The organism is Bacillus sp. T33-2, from assembly GCF_002860205.1.
In the GTDB taxonomy this organism is placed as follows: domain Bacteria; phylum Bacillota; class Bacilli; order Bacillales; family Cytobacillaceae; genus T33-2.
The window spans coordinates 37,231-52,129 of record NZ_PGVB01000002.1; the positions used below are offsets into that span (position 1 = coordinate 37,231).

The 14,899-nt window shown below is 32.8% G+C and carries 29 protein-coding genes; 1 reads left to right on the top strand and 28 read right to left on the bottom strand.

Going from position 1 to position 14,899, the window contains the following annotated elements:
• Positions 1–31: 31 nt before the first annotated feature.
• The 26 genes from CVD19_RS00265 to CVD19_RS00355 form a co-directional block, all read right to left on the bottom strand.
• Positions 32–805 carry a DNA-methyltransferase gene (locus CVD19_RS00265; protein ID WP_180953440.1) on the bottom strand — a complete coding sequence of 258 codons (774 nt, stop codon included), beginning with the start codon at positions 803–805 and terminating at the stop codon, positions 32–34.
• Positions 802–933: a hypothetical protein gene (locus CVD19_RS25240; protein ID WP_257984979.1), complete on the bottom strand. Its 132-nt coding sequence runs from the start codon at positions 931–933 to the stop codon at positions 802–804. Before CVD19_RS25240 ends, CVD19_RS00265 begins: the two co-directional genes overlap by 4 nt.
• A 38-nt stretch (positions 934–971) precedes the next feature.
• The gene (locus CVD19_RS24355) at positions 972–1,187 is read right to left on the bottom strand and encodes a hypothetical protein (protein ID WP_219620072.1); all 216 of its coding nucleotides are present in this window, start codon (positions 1,185–1,187) and stop codon (positions 972–974) included.
• A gap of 28 nt (positions 1,188–1,215) precedes the next feature.
• Complete coding sequence (locus CVD19_RS00270; protein WP_101579868.1) at positions 1,216–1,470, bottom strand: hypothetical protein; 255 nt, start codon at positions 1,468–1,470, stop codon at positions 1,216–1,218.
• A gap of 33 nt (positions 1,471–1,503) precedes the next feature.
• On the bottom strand, positions 1,504–1,740 hold the full coding sequence (locus tag CVD19_RS00275) for a hypothetical protein (RefSeq protein WP_101579869.1): 237 nt from the start codon (positions 1,738–1,740) through the stop codon (positions 1,504–1,506).
• A gap of 12 nt (positions 1,741–1,752) precedes the next feature.
• Positions 1,753–1,908 (bottom strand): hypothetical protein, encoded by a 156-nt coding sequence (locus CVD19_RS24360; protein WP_180953442.1) that lies wholly within the window; start codon positions 1,906–1,908, stop codon positions 1,753–1,755.
• A 49-nt stretch (positions 1,909–1,957) separates the two neighbouring features.
• On the bottom strand, positions 1,958–2,131 hold the full coding sequence (locus CVD19_RS24365; RefSeq protein WP_180953443.1) for a hypothetical protein: 174 nt from the start codon (positions 2,129–2,131) through the stop codon (positions 1,958–1,960).
• 88 nt (positions 2,132–2,219) lie between these two features.
• The gene (locus CVD19_RS00280) at positions 2,220–2,465 is read right to left on the bottom strand and encodes a hypothetical protein (protein ID WP_101579870.1); all 246 of its coding nucleotides are present in this window, start codon (positions 2,463–2,465) and stop codon (positions 2,220–2,222) included.
• Positions 2,466–2,507: 42 nt separating this feature from the next.
• Complete coding sequence (locus CVD19_RS00285; RefSeq protein WP_101579871.1) at positions 2,508–3,104, bottom strand: hypothetical protein; 597 nt, start codon at positions 3,102–3,104, stop codon at positions 2,508–2,510.
• Between the two features lie 30 nt (positions 3,105–3,134).
• Positions 3,135–3,698: a hypothetical protein gene (locus tag CVD19_RS00290; RefSeq protein ID WP_101579872.1), complete on the bottom strand. Its 564-nt coding sequence runs from the start codon at positions 3,696–3,698 to the stop codon at positions 3,135–3,137.
• Positions 3,699–3,718: 20 nt separating this feature from the next.
• Positions 3,719–3,898 (bottom strand): hypothetical protein, encoded by a 180-nt coding sequence (locus tag CVD19_RS00295; RefSeq protein ID WP_101579873.1) that lies wholly within the window; start codon positions 3,896–3,898, stop codon positions 3,719–3,721.
• A gap of 33 nt (positions 3,899–3,931) precedes the next feature.
• Complete coding sequence (locus tag CVD19_RS00300; protein WP_180953444.1) at positions 3,932–4,174, bottom strand: helix-turn-helix domain-containing protein; 243 nt, start codon at positions 4,172–4,174, stop codon at positions 3,932–3,934.
• Between the two features lie 62 nt (positions 4,175–4,236).
• A complete protein-coding gene (locus CVD19_RS00305) occupies positions 4,237–4,557 on the bottom strand; it encodes a hypothetical protein (protein WP_101579875.1) in 321 nt (106 codons plus the stop codon).
• Between the two features lie 524 nt (positions 4,558–5,081).
• Positions 5,082–5,351, bottom strand: coding sequence for a hypothetical protein (locus CVD19_RS00315; RefSeq protein WP_142383488.1), 270 nt, complete (start codon positions 5,349–5,351; stop codon positions 5,082–5,084).
• A gap of 44 nt (positions 5,352–5,395) precedes the next feature.
• Entirely contained in the window at positions 5,396–5,539 is a 144-nt protein-coding gene (locus CVD19_RS24370; RefSeq protein ID WP_180953445.1) for a hypothetical protein, read from the bottom strand.
• A 36-nt stretch (positions 5,540–5,575) separates the two neighbouring features.
• A complete protein-coding gene (locus CVD19_RS00320) occupies positions 5,576–5,857 on the bottom strand; it encodes a hypothetical protein (protein ID WP_101579878.1) in 282 nt (93 codons plus the stop codon).
• A 41-nt stretch (positions 5,858–5,898) separates the two neighbouring features.
• Positions 5,899–6,984, bottom strand: coding sequence for a hypothetical protein (locus tag CVD19_RS00325; RefSeq protein WP_101579879.1), 1,086 nt, complete (start codon positions 6,982–6,984; stop codon positions 5,899–5,901).
• 76 nt (positions 6,985–7,060) lie between these two features.
• The gene (locus tag CVD19_RS00330; RefSeq protein WP_101579880.1) at positions 7,061–7,396 is read right to left on the bottom strand and encodes a hypothetical protein; all 336 of its coding nucleotides are present in this window, start codon (positions 7,394–7,396) and stop codon (positions 7,061–7,063) included.
• A gap of 148 nt (positions 7,397–7,544) precedes the next feature.
• Positions 7,545–8,576, bottom strand: a complete 1,032-nt coding sequence (locus CVD19_RS00335; RefSeq protein ID WP_101579881.1) for a hypothetical protein — start codon at positions 8,574–8,576, stop codon at positions 7,545–7,547.
• 46 nt (positions 8,577–8,622) lie between these two features.
• Entirely contained in the window at positions 8,623–9,018 is a 396-nt protein-coding gene (locus tag CVD19_RS00340; RefSeq protein WP_101579882.1) for a hypothetical protein, read from the bottom strand.
• Between the two features lie 27 nt (positions 9,019–9,045).
• Entirely contained in the window at positions 9,046–9,204 is a 159-nt protein-coding gene (locus CVD19_RS24375; protein ID WP_180953446.1) for a hypothetical protein, read from the bottom strand.
• A gap of 61 nt (positions 9,205–9,265) precedes the next feature.
• Complete coding sequence (locus CVD19_RS25245; protein WP_257984980.1) at positions 9,266–9,388, bottom strand: hypothetical protein; 123 nt, start codon at positions 9,386–9,388, stop codon at positions 9,266–9,268.
• Positions 9,389–9,457: 69 nt separating this feature from the next.
• Positions 9,458–10,027, bottom strand: coding sequence for a spore protease YyaC (yyaC, locus tag CVD19_RS00345; RefSeq protein ID WP_101579883.1), 570 nt, complete (start codon positions 10,025–10,027; stop codon positions 9,458–9,460).
• Between the two features lies 1 nt (position 10,028).
• Positions 10,029–10,802: a DUF3603 family protein gene (locus tag CVD19_RS00350; RefSeq protein WP_101579884.1), complete on the bottom strand. Its 774-nt coding sequence runs from the start codon at positions 10,800–10,802 to the stop codon at positions 10,029–10,031.
• A gap of 257 nt (positions 10,803–11,059) precedes the next feature.
• Entirely contained in the window at positions 11,060–11,224 is a 165-nt protein-coding gene (locus tag CVD19_RS24380) for a hypothetical protein (RefSeq protein ID WP_180953447.1), read from the bottom strand.
• A 226-nt stretch (positions 11,225–11,450) separates the two neighbouring features.
• Positions 11,451–11,696 carry a hypothetical protein gene (locus CVD19_RS00355; RefSeq protein WP_101579885.1) on the bottom strand — a complete coding sequence of 82 codons (246 nt, stop codon included), beginning with the start codon at positions 11,694–11,696 and terminating at the stop codon, positions 11,451–11,453.
• A gap of 242 nt (positions 11,697–11,938) precedes the next feature.
• On the opposite strand from CVD19_RS00355, the gene CVD19_RS00360 reads away from it, so the two are divergent.
• Positions 11,939–12,160: a helix-turn-helix domain-containing protein gene (locus CVD19_RS00360; RefSeq protein WP_101579886.1), complete on the top strand. Its 222-nt coding sequence runs from the start codon at positions 11,939–11,941 to the stop codon at positions 12,158–12,160.
• 294 nt (positions 12,161–12,454) lie between these two features.
• Here CVD19_RS00360 and CVD19_RS00365 read toward each other — a convergent pair whose 3' ends face one another.
• The gene (locus CVD19_RS00365) at positions 12,455–13,444 is read right to left on the bottom strand and encodes a phage lytic cycle repressor MrpR family protein (RefSeq protein WP_101579887.1); all 990 of its coding nucleotides are present in this window, start codon (positions 13,442–13,444) and stop codon (positions 12,455–12,457) included.
• A 35-nt stretch (positions 13,445–13,479) separates the two neighbouring features.
• Complete coding sequence (locus CVD19_RS00370) at positions 13,480–14,814, bottom strand: DNA sulfur modification protein DndB (RefSeq protein WP_101579888.1); 1,335 nt, start codon at positions 14,812–14,814, stop codon at positions 13,480–13,482.
• Positions 14,815–14,899 lie beyond the last annotated feature (85 nt).

Below are 14,899 nucleotides of genomic sequence, written 5' to 3' on the forward strand. Positions count from 1 at the left end.
TTTAAAATCATCATTTTATTATGTAATTAATTTATTTTAAAACAAGATTATGTATGCGGTCTTCAGATAACTTATGGTATTCTTGTTCTAGTTCGAACCCTATGTAGTTTCTTTGAGTATTTATACACGCTATAGCAGTAGTTCCTGAACCCATGAAAGGATCTAATATTACATCATTCTGATTACTGCTTATTTCTAAGAACCATTTGATCATCTCAACGTTCTTTTCAGTTGGATGGATTATTGCGTCTTTTTGATTCGAAACATTTACTGTTGATTTCGGATATGTATTATATTCAGTATCAAACCATACATTGGGTAATCTCGTTCGAAATTCCGCAGCACCTTTTCTTCCATCAGTTTTTGCTAATTTTGTTTTATTAAATTTACGCCTTCCCTTGTTAGCGTAAATCAGCATTTCACAATCATTAGAATATTGAGCCTGTAAATCTCCATTTCCTCCTTTCTGTCCTTTTTGTACAATAAGTAAATTTTTAACCTTAAATCCACTTTTGATTAAACAGTTATACATTTGTGGATATACATCAAATCTAGTGAAGCAGTAAAATGCAGAATTATTTTTCAATACATTAAAACAAACATCTGAGAAATCCTGAAACCATGTTAAATCTCCGTCATTCACTATCTTTTTTAGTTTACTTCCTTCTCTCCCCCAATTACTTTGATAATCAATTCCATAAGGAGGATCAGTGATACATAAATCGATACACTCGCCGTATTCTTCATAGACTGCTTGTAGTCCTTTTATACAATCATCATTAATTATTCGATTAAGTATATTCAAACAGTAACCTCCTGTTCTTCTCCTTCTTTCCAAGCTAGAGTACCAGTAAATTTACATTTTGGACAAGTTTCTTCTCCTAGTTCTACTAATCCATCAAAATCACAATTGCAACATTTTACATTATCCATAATCTCACTCCTTATAAAATTGATTATTCATGTAATTCCTACTCGCTTACTCCATCATTAAATCCTTCATTGTAAGCTGTCTGGTATTCATTTTCCATATTCTCGACAGTCACAATCTGAAGCAATTCATTCAATTCCTCTTTGGTTAATCCACCATCTTGATTCTGTCTACCATACAGCAACCATCCGAAGTCTCGAAGCATTTTATGTTCACTGTTTATTAAATTATTAATCTCCAGGACTATTATAATCACCTCCAGTCCAACAAAAAATGATTCTCACTCACTTGAATTCATTAATAGCCCATTCTTGGATTCTTTTATAAATATTAAATAGTTCATCCAAAATTTCTTTTGGAGGTTCAACCTGAAGTGTTGTTCCGTATGCAATTTCTTTTACGCCAACACGTTGAGTGTGATTTATTCTTACTTCGACCTTACAATCCGGTTTAGTTACATATTTTTCACTATAAGCATCTATTATTTCCATTTCTTGATATGTTTTAAATTTTAATTCTCCGACAGAAATTGTTTTCATTTACTCGTCCTCCTTCCTTTTAAAATTCACCTTTTAAAACGATATTTCTTGCTCACCATTATGTTCTCCAATCCAGATAGTATCTTTCCAAACACCTTCATCTTGACAGAATCGTTCACAGTAAATATCGCCATCTACATTAACTCTTGGTGCTGTATATGTGTCATAACAAGGTGTACCACTTTTCCAATAAGTCATCACCATGCCTAATTCAGGGTGTTCAATTTCTCCCCATTCAGTCCCATTTGACCATTTTAATTCTTTATCCACTTTATCTTCTCCTTAATTATCTTGAAATTTAAAGAAAATAACACCGTTAGCATCGTGACAAACTCTAATTCCACTATAGAAACGAGTATTTTCCTTTTCCGCCAAATGTTCTGCGACAATACGACTTATATCATTTAAACTCAAAATAACTACGTTTTGTTTTTTCACTCACCAAGCCTCCTTCATTTTATTTCTATAAAACTCAACTTTTACCGTGTTACATCAGTACTTCTAGCCAATCGTTCCTCCTGATTGCCTCAGTAATGTCAAACCAATGTTCTTCCGAGACAATTAGATGACCTTTAGAATTAATGTCCAGTTCTTTGTATTTTCTTTCAGAAAGTATTACACTTGTTCCATCCTTATAGTTAATGATCCATCCACTATCCATGTTCTTTTTTCCTCCTTTTTATTTTATACTTTTATATTAAATTATTTTGTATTAAACCACAAGCATTATTTTCCATAAAATATTGCTTTTATGGTGTAATTAAATACACCTCTTCTGCAAATGATCCATCTCTTAGATACATATGAATATCAAAATAAGTGTTCTTTTTAACATTAAGGATCATTTCATTTAACCTATTGATAAAGCAGCCTTTGTATGACTGGACTTCACCTTCTTTAGAATTATACGAACCCTTTCTCCACTTTACTATTAGAATATCTTTCTTTGTAATCTTGTCAAACTGCTCTTGAGATTCTAATTTAATTAATTGCATTATTATCCTCCTCCCTCAAATCAATTATTGTTTTATATTAATTTATTTTTCTTTAATGTAATAATTCTTCCCTTTATATTTAATGTATCTCCCATTTACCGAGCAATACACTTCTTTCATTTCCTGCTGTATTAAGTTAGTTCCATAGTTTACAGCTATATTTGTTTTTAAATCTTCTACCATAACAATATGTCCTATATCATCAAGCTGCTGTGGAACTGGTGCATTAAATTGTTCTCTTTCCTCTTTGGTAAACCATTGGTGAAGATGATTATCTTTCATTTTAAATTTCATGCCTTTATAAATTTCATACCGTAAATTTTCTTTAACTGGTCTATTGTATGTGCCTTCGTTTACGTATGTATCGCTGTCTCTCTTGAAGGCTACACACTCATGTAACTTAATGTCTCTAATATAATTGCCTTGCGCAGAAACCAATTGCCCTACTATGTCATGGAAATGCGTATAGTAATAACTTTTAAATTCCTTATACCTATTTCTCAATTCCTCACTAGACTGATATTCTATTGGATGGAAGCTATTTGGCTTATCATAAACTTTTATCCCAATTAAATCTTTAAATGGATCATCTTTTTTAATATCATAATTGTACTTTACATTTGGTTTTATAAATTCCACTTAATCTACCCTCCCTATAAAATATCGTTTTTATTCAATGATATCCTGCCAATTCCGACCATATTTTCTGAATAGCTTATTTGTTAATTCATAATAATATCCTTTATATCTCTTTGCTTCCGCTTGATGTCTATTTATTTGCCTATTCATATTATCAATTACATTAGGGTTTCCGCTTTTATATTGCTTAGAAAATTCCCTGGAGAGGGATCTAATCAATGAATCCTTAAGTACCTGCTCATCAACTGTAAGATATTGCTTCTTTGCCTTTTTAATTGAATAGTTTCCTATATAAACACCAACATGAGCAGGTATGTCTTCTTTGACTTCTTCATATAATTCTTTCGGCATTACAAAGTAATTAAAGTGTCCTACAAATGTCTTCTTTGCCTTACTATAAAAATCAGCCTTAGAAACTTTTATTTCACAGCAACGCCATATTCCTTTAGTATCATAAGTTATATAATCGACTCGCTCCTCTCCAAACCAACCGATTGTAACTTCAAAGCATCCGAATGTACCTTGCTTATTCGTTGCTTCCCATATCTTCCTTTCAAGTTCAATTGTTAGTTCTGTCTTGGCAATATTGATCACTCCCCTGTAAATTAATCGCTTTAACGTAATTGCTCAAATTCCTGCTCCAACTCTTCCCTGGACAAATTCAATTTATCAACTAGAAATTCAATGAAGTCATCCTGCCACTGTATGTGGCGATCCTTGCCACCATTTTCCCATTCATATAACTTCATTAACCCAGGTATTCCATTTTGTTTTCTCCATTCTTTAATGTCCATTTTGTCACCTCGTTTTCCATCCTACTCTCCGTTTCATAGTCCAGGTTTCCCTTTCTTCCACTTACTCCACTGGTCACTGAAGCCATCAATCAACTCATTCAATTTAGTTACATTATCACCAGAAGGATTCACAGCTCCATCTTCCCATCTCTGCACTGTGTAAGTACTCACACCAATAATAGCAGCGATATCCGGCTGGCTTAATCCTGAATCCTTCCGGTATTTCCTAATTGGATTTTCATTTTTCCACACCTGTAATTTCTGTTTGATATTCATATCCACCACTCCAAAATGTGTAATTATTACATTATATGTTGGTGGTGGTTGTTTGATTTTCATTACTTCAATAATCCAAGCATTAAATTTCTTTTCCTGGTGAGTTCAAGAAACCATTTCTTATCATTAGTCTGAAATGCTAACTCAAGCATTGTATCTATATCAATGACCATTTCCTGAATGATGTTTAAATTAATTATCGCCTTATAATACTCAACAGAGCAGCCTTCCTTTTCACGTTTGTTGAATGTCTGCTTGGTGATTTTTCTTTTTGCTCCCCACATATCGAACTCGGATAAGTAAACCCGTTTGTAATAATCCTCAATGCCCAGATCCTTGTTTATTTCACAAATATACTTTACCTTTTGTTTAGACAAGTTCATACCAATCACCTACCTTAACTTCACATTCTTCACAGATGTAATTGTCGCCCCTTTTGACTGCTTCTCCCCAGCAATACGGACACTTATATTTTTTGCACTCGCTCTTTGTTAGTTTATTTAGTATTGAATTGAAGTTTATCATGTACTATCTTCCTCCTCGGTTTTGATAGTACATTGTATGTGGTTGTGGTGGTTGTGTGTTTGTCTAGTGCAATTTAGGCGAGTGATGAGATAATTTACTTAAACTTCTTTGGATTAGTTTTATATTGCTCCTTGGCTACATCGTTCCATTTAAACCTATGTATAACAAAACCCTCAAACTTAAAGTAATAATTATCAAAAACAGCGTTATCAATTTGGTCGGCTAATCTTCCCAAGAAGTAGAATAATAGTAATGGCAGCCGGACAGGTGAACAGATAAATGACGATATGATTCTTAGCAGTCGCACCCGTTTTAGTTTTGTGGTTATATGCAGGGTGTATGGTGTTGGTTTTTGCATAGGATCATTCCTTTCTATTTTACTTTATTCAATCACATTATCTTTCCACCACTTTGAATTTTCAAATTCAGGTTTAATTATTTTAATAATTTCATCTCGTTTACTAAAATCCCCATAGACCATACTTAATTCATTGAATCGCTGGTGAAATCTTTCTTTATCCTGGATTGCTTGACAACACTTATCCGTACCACAAGCACATTTTTCTTTATATACAAAACCTTCTCCACCCTCTTTTGCATAACAGAAAGTTACACTTTCAATCTTCTCCCTCACCCTTTTAGAAAAACTCATGCTCATATTTTCACCTCATTTCCTAATCTAATCTGACTTTTACTTTAATAAAGCTGATACGTTCCTTCAGAAGTTTCATTAATATTGCTTTCCTCAATAGGCACTGATGGATAAGTTGAATCGCAAATCTCTACAACATAGTCTTGTTTGAGTGTTCTTAAGTATTCGATTAATTCAGAAACTGTCATTCGCTCCACCTCATTTCAAATCAAATCGGAATTTGATCATAATTTTAAAAATGGTTTAATTGCTTCAAATATCTCTTCAACTAACTCCTCATCAATTTCAACAAAATCGTCCAGGGTCATTGTTCCAACATTAAACGCTTCCTTAACTCTTGTTAAGTTGTATAAATATGTACCATCTTCCCATTCATCTGTTAAACCTAGTACGCCAGCAATTTTTTCTTTAACTGTAGATTCAAGTTTTTCCTTCCTCTTTTGTTTAGCTTTTTCACTCCATGATCCGTATTCGTTCTCCCACGCTTGACCGTCAGATAGACTCATGATAAACCTCCTTTTAAAATTCGCATTTTATCATATATTATTTAAGCAACTTTTTCGCTTACTTTCTCAAGCCAATCCATCCATTTTACAAATGCGTTTACAAATGGTTTTACGTTATAATCAGATGCCCAGCCAGCAAAACCAATAAAGCCATTTTCATTAAAGGTAATACCTTCTCTACCATCAAAATATGAACCGTTAACTTTTATTGCTGCATATTTCAAACCTTTAGTTTTTAATACTACAGTATCTTTTTTAAGTGGAACTTTAACTGACATATTAATTTCTTTATCATGATCTACTAATTCCTCTGAAATTAGCAGTCTTAAATGGTTAATATGTGTTTCTCGTAACATCAAATAATTAAATTGTTCATTAAAACGAGTTCTAGCTTTTTCTACTTTTATTCTTTGTGGGATATTGCGATTATAAAGTTTAGGAATAACTTCTTCACCTTTAACTAAATCAAACAATTGAAATGATGCCACATTCGTATATTCATATTTGTTTAAAAGTACCCACCACATGTTATTAATATTGTGATAAACTGTGCCACGTTTCAATCTACCCTTGTGATCACGAAAATACTTCACTTGACCATTGTAAATTTGTTTATCATCTTTATCTCTTGCGTTATATGATGGTATCTCATAATCAGGCAATTCTTTTCCTTCTTTATAGTGCCAACAGCTTTTTATCCTGTTCATTACTTTATCTGCTGCATACATAAACTCTGGTTCAGTTTTGTTTATGTAGCCTTCTAACTCTAATAAGTGACTAATATATTTACGTGTAATAATAAATTCACATTTAATCAAGTATGGCATTTTCTTAAATTTGTCGAAATCATAATAGCCACCATGTCTATTTTCAGTTACTACTTCTTGATAGAACTCTAATTGGAATCCTGCTGGATAAATGTTTGCTTTGAATAGTAGATTACCTTTAGAACCTTCCCAATGTGTATTTGCTAAGATCGGGTATTCCTCTAAGATACGTTGATCTGCTTGAATATTAAAACCTCTCATTCTCAACAATTTAAATATTTTATCTAAAGTTTCTTGTTTACCATTTCGGACTGTAATTGTAGAACTGTCATTATTGGCAACAAAAGTTTTATCCACCATTAGTAACTCCTTTTTATCAATTTATTTTCGAATGAAATCAACTTTTCATTCAGATTTCTTCAATACTAATCTCGTACTATGCAATAACCTTCTTAGCTAGTTCTTTCCATTGCTGACCCCATTTTCGAACACTTTCAATAGCTTCTCTAAGTTCTTCAACGTCATCGTCTAATCCAGAAATGTCATATTCAATGCTTTTTAATTTATCTTTCAGGTCTTCAAATTCGTCATGTCTTCCTACATTTGCTTGCTTATTGACTTCATTGATTGTTTTAATTACTTTATCTATTTTGGGACACTGGTGCTCTGGTGGAATATCAATATCGAAAATTTCTTCAGTCGTTTCTACTCCACCTTCCCTTTTCAGCCTCTCCCACATTGCATAAGCCTTCTCTTCGGCATGGGTAATCATTTATTTTTCCTCCTTCAACCTTCCTTGAGTTAATTTTAACTTTCTCCCACAGTCACAAACGTTCAACCCCTCTTGGAGTTGATTGACCATCTGTTTTCGCTCTTCAAATGTCCTACCTTGCTTCCTGGCGCATTTACCACAGGTTATTCTATTCATCATCTATACTACCTAACAATTTCAAAGCAATCTCACTTAACAATTGCACTTTCTCTTTATTGCTAATATCCATACTTTGAACAAGTTCAAAGCCATACCTGCTATGCCTATCTGATTCATTTAATACAAATTCCTTTTGCATATCAACTGGATAATTTAGATAGTGAAATTCAGAATAATGATTATTTCTGATTCTATCCTTAAATTTGACTGCTAGGTCTTTTCGTATTTTAAAAATACCCTTATTTTTGCTTAAGAAATTTGTATGATAATCATAAAAATGCGTAGTCGGCAGTTGTTCTACCATCATATTAATCTGATCATCTGTTAACTCTTGATAATTTTGTATCATGAAAAAGTATTCTGAGTGTGAACTCTTATCTTGTAAAACTTTAATTATCTTGGAGAAGTACTCATCCGTTGTCAACAATGGATTCTGTAAAAGTAGATTCCATGGTATTTCTACATACGATTCTCTATTGAATAATAATTTTAATTCTCCTTTGTATCTGTTTTGATATGTATAATAGAATCCCATATTTCCACTAAAAATCTGCCCATTGCAAACATACATTTTTCCCATATGGTTAAATACCAGATCCAACTCTTCTTTTCCATAATCAAATGGCATTTTGAATGATTTTGCCCAAATAGGATATTCAATATTAAGCATATCCATAAGAGTAAACAGTCGTTCTTTATCACGATAATACGTACACAATAACTTAAACCATACTGGAATCCTATCTGCATCCATTCCATTGAAATCAATTTCTTGTTGCTCTAAATTTAAGTGAGAAACAATATATTCTATATTGTTTTGATTAATTAAGTCCTGAAACGTTTTGAATTCGTTCATTTGATCTTTAAGTGCCATTAAAGACTTGACTTCTTTTACCTTCTCTTCATATCCAGACTTATATCTTTTTAACTCGTTTGATGTTTTTAAATAGTCTTTTTTATACTCTTCAATCCCTTTGTCTATTTCTTCTTGTATTAATTTATCAAGTGTTTCTGCAAGCATCCCTATTCTCCTTTTTATTAATTTAATTTACTTTAAAATGTATGTTTTAAGACAACTTGAAAACGCTACTGATGTCTTTCCTTAGCTTCTCATTGGCTTTATTTGTTTCAATCTTAACCATTTGATTTATTTTAGGTTCAACATCTTTAAGCAATCTGTCACTTAACCCTTTTATATATTCGCTGTTGAGCTTTGTATTAACTTTATTTTGAACCTTTTCTTTAATATCCTCAGTAACAATTAAACTACTCAAATCTTCAACTACTTGATTTACAATACTTCGTTTTATATCTTTAGCGATAGTCTGAATTGTGCTACTGTACTTTCCACCTAGTTCATTCATGATTCTATAACTCAATTGTTCTGCAATTTTATCCTTTATAATTTCATCAAAATCTTCATATTCGTCATGATTGTATTCGACTGTAATGTTAAATTTCATATTCGTTCCTCCTATAAAACAATCTTTTTATTCAGTATCCGTTATTGGTTCAACTAATGAGTATCCCTTACAAGATGCAGGTTTAATAGTTTTATACCCAGCTTTATTTAAAGCCTCTTCAAACTCTTCTTCAGTAACACTGTCAAAGTAGTCATCGATTTCTTTCAGCTTCTTTTCAATATCCACTTGGTTCCTTCTCCCTCCTAATAAACCTTCACTTTCATAGTGTTGTATTTCGAATATCTCATTACCGTATTCTTGTGCTTTTAGGCATCGCTAAGTCCAACGCTTCATCTTCATTCTTTGCTTCTACTTCAATTTCAACGGTTGTTCCATTCCAAAACTCAACTTCAACTGTATAGGTTTCCATTTATTCCAATCCTCCTTTAGTGAACTACATATGTCTACTGCGTTCCAATCTAATGCATCTTTTAAAGTATCATACGCTCATCATGTATGTTTCAAATTCACTCTTCTTATCGACTAGTGGGAATGCCGCTTGAATTGCTGTTACGGTTTCATTCACCATATTCATAACAAGGCTTAATCTGGTATTCTGCAAAACAAAGAACTCCATGAAGCCAGAAACGTTGACCACTCCTTGTATATTAAAATCTCCAACTTTAGTTAAATCTTTTCCTACTCCTGCACCTGGAGAAAGGCTACCTTTGTTTAAAGAAATTGTACCGACACTTTGGTGAAGACCAAGGCAAGCATCAATTGCAATTACAGTTTTTCCTTCCGGTATCTCAGCAATTTTCTCATCTAAATTAACCGCATGAGCTGGATCATGAATACAACCAATTACATTTGTGTATCCTAACTCTTTCAACTTCATCCCGACAAATGGAGCATAACTGTCACCTGTTGACCTGTCTGTTCCTACGCAGAAGAAAACCACATCATTTAAGTCTTGTTTAATATATTTGGTTATAGCTTTAGCCAGTTCCTCATTTTTTGTGAACCGTCCGAATTTTACCCCACCTGTCAATTTATCTAATGCAACCATACTACTTACCTCCCTTATTTATTTTTGTAGTTTTAACTGTTTCACTTTCATAAATCTTCGCCAGAAATGGATTCCCATATGTAAGTACCTTGCAGACAGATTCGTGTTTCTCACCCCATCCTTGTGAGACTTCTTTAACCAACAGTTTATATACACTCTCCAAGTCCATGTCTTTAACATCATTGAAATCATTATTAAACTCAGTATATAAATATTTAATTTTACCGATGTTATTATCATTATATGCATCATCCAATCCCATAAAGAGCATTTGCTTTAATGTCCTTTCTCTCCTGGTCAATCCAGCCATGATATGTGGATGTGGAGATAACATATTAAACTCTTTTTCTTTCTTTAACTCTTTAGGCAACTTAAAATCTATTTGTTGGTTATCTGTTAATTCATACACTAATTGTTCCTGCCTGGGAATGAGACGGCTTTTCCTGATGGGAATACCAGTACTTATTGTATCGACTGCGAGAATACCATTTCCGTCCGTTAACACAAATGCATACTCCAACTGCATTCTGGTTCCATTTTTTCTCAGATAGGCTTTCTTATGTATTGCTTCTAGAAGTCCCCTTGGAATTTCCCGTAAATCATTCTCAACATAGTCATATAGGTTTGAATCAACTTTCAACAGTGGAACTTGATCAAGTAACGCTATTACATCTTCATCTTTACGCCACTCATGGTAGTCAAATACATTGTAGCCGTTTTCTTGCCCCTCAAACCAATTGACCCATACATCCGACATGAACTTTAATTGTGCCATCACGTCTTCCCCTCTCTTATTTTAAGTTCTTCCCTCAGAATGATTTTAGCTGCCATTACTCTCTCTTCTACAAAATCCAAATCACCAAGCGTCCTTCTAATATCATCCATTTTCAAGGTCATTCAAAGCCCGTTGGCAACTTGCTAAGGCTTTCTCTATATACTCCTTCGCCAACAAGTTATCGCCTCCTAATATTTTTTATTAATTCTTATATTAAATTATTTTATTTTAAAAGTCAACCGGAAAATATCCGGTTTTTAATTATTTTTATTTGTAGTCCACTTATCCCAGTATTTCTGCTTAAAGTCCTCGGCAGCTGCGTCGCCATATTGTCTGCGTATCAGTTCATATGTCGCTTTATTCTCATCAAATTCATGTGAAGTAGACTTCTTCAATAATTCATAGTTACTAAGTTTACACATGATGATCCCCTCACATTTCTAAAAAAATTAACATAAAAGGTTTAACTCGTCAGTATGAGGGAATTATAAGTTTAGATAAAACCCTCATTTCATCTTACAAATACACCATTAAATCGCCCCCTATTGCTAATTCAATGGTGTATCGTAAAAAATAATTTACATAAGTAGTGACACATTGTAGTTTCAATTTCGATTGAAAAATGTTATCATTTATCTGGACAGTACCCTATTTACTGTCGATATCAACGTCACTAGGCTTACGCTTAGTGGCTTTTTCATTGAGTTCACATTCAGTCCAAGTTAATTCAAGAACATCTCCATGAATCTCAAGTTCTGTTCCATCAGGAAGTTTTAAAAATAACTTGGCTCCATTGATGTTTTGCTCAGTTACTTTTTCTTGAAAAGCCCTCATTTCCAAATTGGTCTTTGCAAGTAAATATATTTGAGCGATGCCGTGCATAAGGTTTCTCAATTCTCCAGCCCCTTTTTAATTTTTGTGGTTTTTCTTTACGTATTGAGAGCCTGTCCTGTTTTCGGGCAACACCTCCTAAAATGGGAACGTTTGTTCTTAAATCTATTATAAATCTTCATTATTCCGAAAGGCAACATTTATAATAGTAAATAAGTACAAATTAATTTTTATATTTTCCTAACCATTATTTAGCAACAAATGGTATTATTAAACTAGTACAATTGAATCAGGGAGGCTTTCCGATGTCCAGTCGTGATATTCTCGGAAAGTGTTTACTCCTAGAACTCCTGCAGCGATCATATATGACACAGGCAGATTTAGCGACAAAAACTGGTATATCTAAGTCACAGATTAACGAATACATAAAAAACACTCGAATGATGACTCTTCCTAATGCAAAACTTATCGCTAATGCCTTAAAGTGTCATATTGATGATTTGTATGAATGGAACATATGGGAGTAAACATGTGGTTATTGCTACTTTTGTGGCATAACCATACTCCCGTGTTCACTTTTTCGTGAACTTTTGATAATCATTTTACATTACATTTCCATTCTTGTCTTTGTATTTTTTTGTCGAAAACATGCAAACCTTTACAAAATCCTACTAATTACCCTGATAATTGTGACAATAATATTAAAATTTATTCCGATTTTTCATTTTGTAAAAATCGGATTGTTTTCAAATGTAACCATATGTCTAATTATTTTTTATTGGAATATGTAAATATCCCTGACAACCAGGGATATTTTTTTATTATACTTCAGCATCTATGTTGTAAAGTTCTTTTAACGTGGATGGATTGACAAATTCTCTGAGAAGCGTTGTGTTGTAATATGAGTAACCTTTGTTGTAAACCTTGGAGAATTTATACTTATCGCCAATTTTCTCAAAATCCTCATATTCTAATTTGGGTTCTTTGCCTTCCTCGATTTTTTCTTTTAATAAATCCGCACTCATTTTTATCATACCGCTTTGTCTAATACTATTCGGAGTGAGGTATTCAAGATCAAAAGCTTCTCTAATATTATTCATACGAGTATAGAATACAGAGCCATTAACTTCTCCATTTTTCGCACGAGGACTTTTAATATTCTTGAAAATATAATCGCTTTGTAGTAATTCTCTTTCGTTATAATTCTGGGTTTCCTCATTGAAGGTGCTATAAGTTCGTTGCTTGTACGCTTGCTCCACATATCTCATTACTCGATCAGAAACCTGTACTTTTTCACCATCACGTTCTGGTACAGTAATTTCATTTGTATTCCAATTAATGTGATTATAATGCAAAGGTTTTAATTCACTAAATCCCTTACCAATGATTCCTTCAAATATAAGAGCAATTAAAGCTTGATCCTGGGCATTTTCTAATTGTTCAATTACACCGTTAAACAATTCATCTTCGCTAAAATGGATTTTCTTTGTTTTATCACTAAACTGATCATACCACTCATTCGTAACACCTTTAACGGGATTTAAGTTGCTTTTCCTATATGGTGCAGCCCATGTAATATATTGTGTCAAAAAACGACCAGTTGACCTTGCAACTGACGCTGAAAGAGGATTTGAATTCTTAATTACATTGCCAATTTCGTCTAGATTAAAATTATACAGATCCTTATCCAATACATTCTCAATTGGCTCTGACTTATAAAATACGTTTCTGATGGTTTTCCTAGTTTGTTCATTCTCATAGTTCTCTGAAAGAAATTTTTCTTTAATTTCCTCATTATATAATCTACTCATAGCTAACCACCCTAATAACTATTCTTAACACTGAATTATAAGTTAATCTCCTCAAAGTACTGTTTAATGGCTTTACGAGCTCTTACAGTGTCAGATATATTGCCTTTATCATTTAATATTCCTAATTCTACCCATAAAGGATTATCCCTGATAAAATTTATATCCTTAATATAATTTCTTACTTCCCTAGGTTTAATTTTATGCTCCATCATTCTTCTTGCTAAAACTAAATAACCAACAAACATATTATTGTCATTAATGAGTGAGGTTTTTTTATTTTCTTCTATATCATTTATAAATGCCGATGGATTAGAGTCTATTAAGAAGTTAAAGAATTCAACCAGATAATCTCCTATATCTGCCGCATCAGCTCTAGTTTCCATCCTGAATTGTTCATCGATAGTATCTGCCAATACATTATAAGAAACTAACTCTTTGTTAATTGAATGAATTCTATGCGTTTGAGATATTTTCCCTTGAAGGTCACTTTCATCTTTTAGTTGTTGAACAACGGTATCACTTAAACGATTAGCCTCTAATTCCTGGATTCGTGTTTTAGAAATAGGCGTTGCTTTCGCCAACTGTGCTTGATACTGCTGCGCTCTCTTTGTTGAATAATTTGTTATTAATACGATAAAGTTGAAATTTAACTCTGGATTAGTCTGTAAAGCATTTTGCAATCCCATACATCGATGATATCCATCCACAATATCCATTCTTGTTCCTTTAGTTATGGTTAACTCTAATTTCTTTGGATCATAAACTAATTCCGTTCCACTCTCTGCTGTTCTTGTTGCCGCATTGAACACTAACTTAGTTGGAACTAAAGTGCCCTCTAATAAATGTTGAGTGATTTCTTTAACATTATTCATGCTAATAGTTGGTTCAATAATTACCTTATCTTCTCTTCTTTTGAATTTTGCTTCTCTTTGAACTTCAAAGTTGTAAGACAATAAATGATTAGAAAGCAATTTGTTGATTGTTTTAATATCCATTATAGTTGCAAAAGCACTGTTACCAACTACTGTAGCGTTCGTAATTGTAATTGGGAAGTTTATTTCATCTTGCCTTTCTAAAACTCCACTAAATTGCCTAGCTTCTTTTACTTCTGATTCAGTAAAGTACACTTCAGGATTAATTTCTAAATTTCCGGTCTTTAAATAAATTTGTTCTGCAAATAAAAACATCTGACGGATATCTAAGTTTGGTAATTCACTTTGTGGATCATTAATCCATCCCTGAATATCTCCAGCCAATATATCATACGATGCAAGTTGTGTTTTTATGTCATTGATGACTTTCTTCTTAGATTTGATAGACTTAATAGAAGGAATCAAATTTTCTTCTAATTCTTTTCGATCTCTAAGCATAGTCACCCTCCTTACTGTCTAATTTTCATCACACTATCTTCATATTATCTAATTAATAACGGAAAGTAAACATTTATACTAATTA

Bases quoted from the DNA above. Each gene is read 5' to 3' on its own strand.
- CVD19_RS00280 (WP_101579870.1), bottom strand. From the start codon at position 2,465: ATGCAATTAATTAAATTAGAATCTCAAGAGCAGTTTGACAAGATTACA.
- CVD19_RS00270 (WP_101579868.1), bottom strand. From the start codon at position 1,470: ATGAAAACAATTTCTGTCGGAGAATTAAAATTTAAAACATATCAAGAA.
- CVD19_RS00320 (WP_101579878.1), bottom strand. From the start codon at position 5,857: ATGAGTCTATCTGACGGTCAAGCGTGGGAGAACGAATACGGATCATGG.
- CVD19_RS00360 (WP_101579886.1), top strand. From the start codon at position 11,939: ATGTCCAGTCGTGATATTCTCGGAAAGTGTTTACTCCTAGAACTCCTG.
- CVD19_RS00325 (WP_101579879.1), bottom strand. From the start codon at position 6,984: ATGGTGGATAAAACTTTTGTTGCCAATAATGACAGTTCTACAATTACA.
- CVD19_RS00295 (WP_101579873.1), bottom strand. From the start codon at position 3,898: ATGGACATTAAAGAATGGAGAAAACAAAATGGAATACCTGGGTTAATG.
- CVD19_RS24365 (WP_180953443.1), bottom strand. From the start codon at position 2,131: ATGGATAGTGGATGGATCATTAACTATAAGGATGGAACAAGTGTAATA.
- CVD19_RS24370 (WP_180953445.1), bottom strand. From the start codon at position 5,539: ATGACAGTTTCTGAATTAATCGAATACTTAAGAACACTCAAACAAGAC.
- CVD19_RS25240 (WP_257984979.1), bottom strand. From the start codon at position 933: ATGGATAATGTAAAATGTTGCAATTGTGATTTTGATGGATTAGTAGAA.
- yyaC (WP_101579883.1), bottom strand. From the start codon at position 10,027: ATGGTTGCATTAGATAAATTGACAGGTGGGGTAAAATTCGGACGGTTC.
- CVD19_RS24380 (WP_180953447.1), bottom strand. From the start codon at position 11,224: ATGTGTAAACTTAGTAACTATGAATTATTGAAGAAGTCTACTTCACAT.
- CVD19_RS00365 (WP_101579887.1), bottom strand. From the start codon at position 13,444: ATGAGTAGATTATATAATGAGGAAATTAAAGAAAAATTTCTTTCAGAG.
- CVD19_RS00370 (WP_101579888.1), bottom strand. From the start codon at position 14,814: ATGCTTAGAGATCGAAAAGAATTAGAAGAAAATTTGATTCCTTCTATT.
- CVD19_RS25245 (WP_257984980.1), bottom strand. From the start codon at position 9,388: ATGGAAACCTATACAGTTGAAGTTGAGTTTTGGAATGGAACAACCGTT.
- CVD19_RS00350 (WP_101579884.1), bottom strand. From the start codon at position 10,802: ATGGCACAATTAAAGTTCATGTCGGATGTATGGGTCAATTGGTTTGAG.
- CVD19_RS00340 (WP_101579882.1), bottom strand. From the start codon at position 9,018: ATGAAATTTAACATTACAGTCGAATACAATCATGACGAATATGAAGAT.
- CVD19_RS00305 (WP_101579875.1), bottom strand. From the start codon at position 4,557: ATGAACTTGTCTAAACAAAAGGTAAAGTATATTTGTGAAATAAACAAG.
- CVD19_RS00300 (WP_180953444.1), bottom strand. From the start codon at position 4,174: ATGAATATCAAACAGAAATTACAGGTGTGGAAAAATGAAAATCCAATT.
- CVD19_RS00330 (WP_101579880.1), bottom strand. From the start codon at position 7,396: ATGATTACCCATGCCGAAGAGAAGGCTTATGCAATGTGGGAGAGGCTG.
- CVD19_RS00315 (WP_142383488.1), bottom strand. From the start codon at position 5,351: ATGAGTTTTTCTAAAAGGGTGAGGGAGAAGATTGAAAGTGTAACTTTC.
- CVD19_RS00335 (WP_101579881.1), bottom strand. From the start codon at position 8,576: ATGCTTGCAGAAACACTTGATAAATTAATACAAGAAGAAATAGACAAA.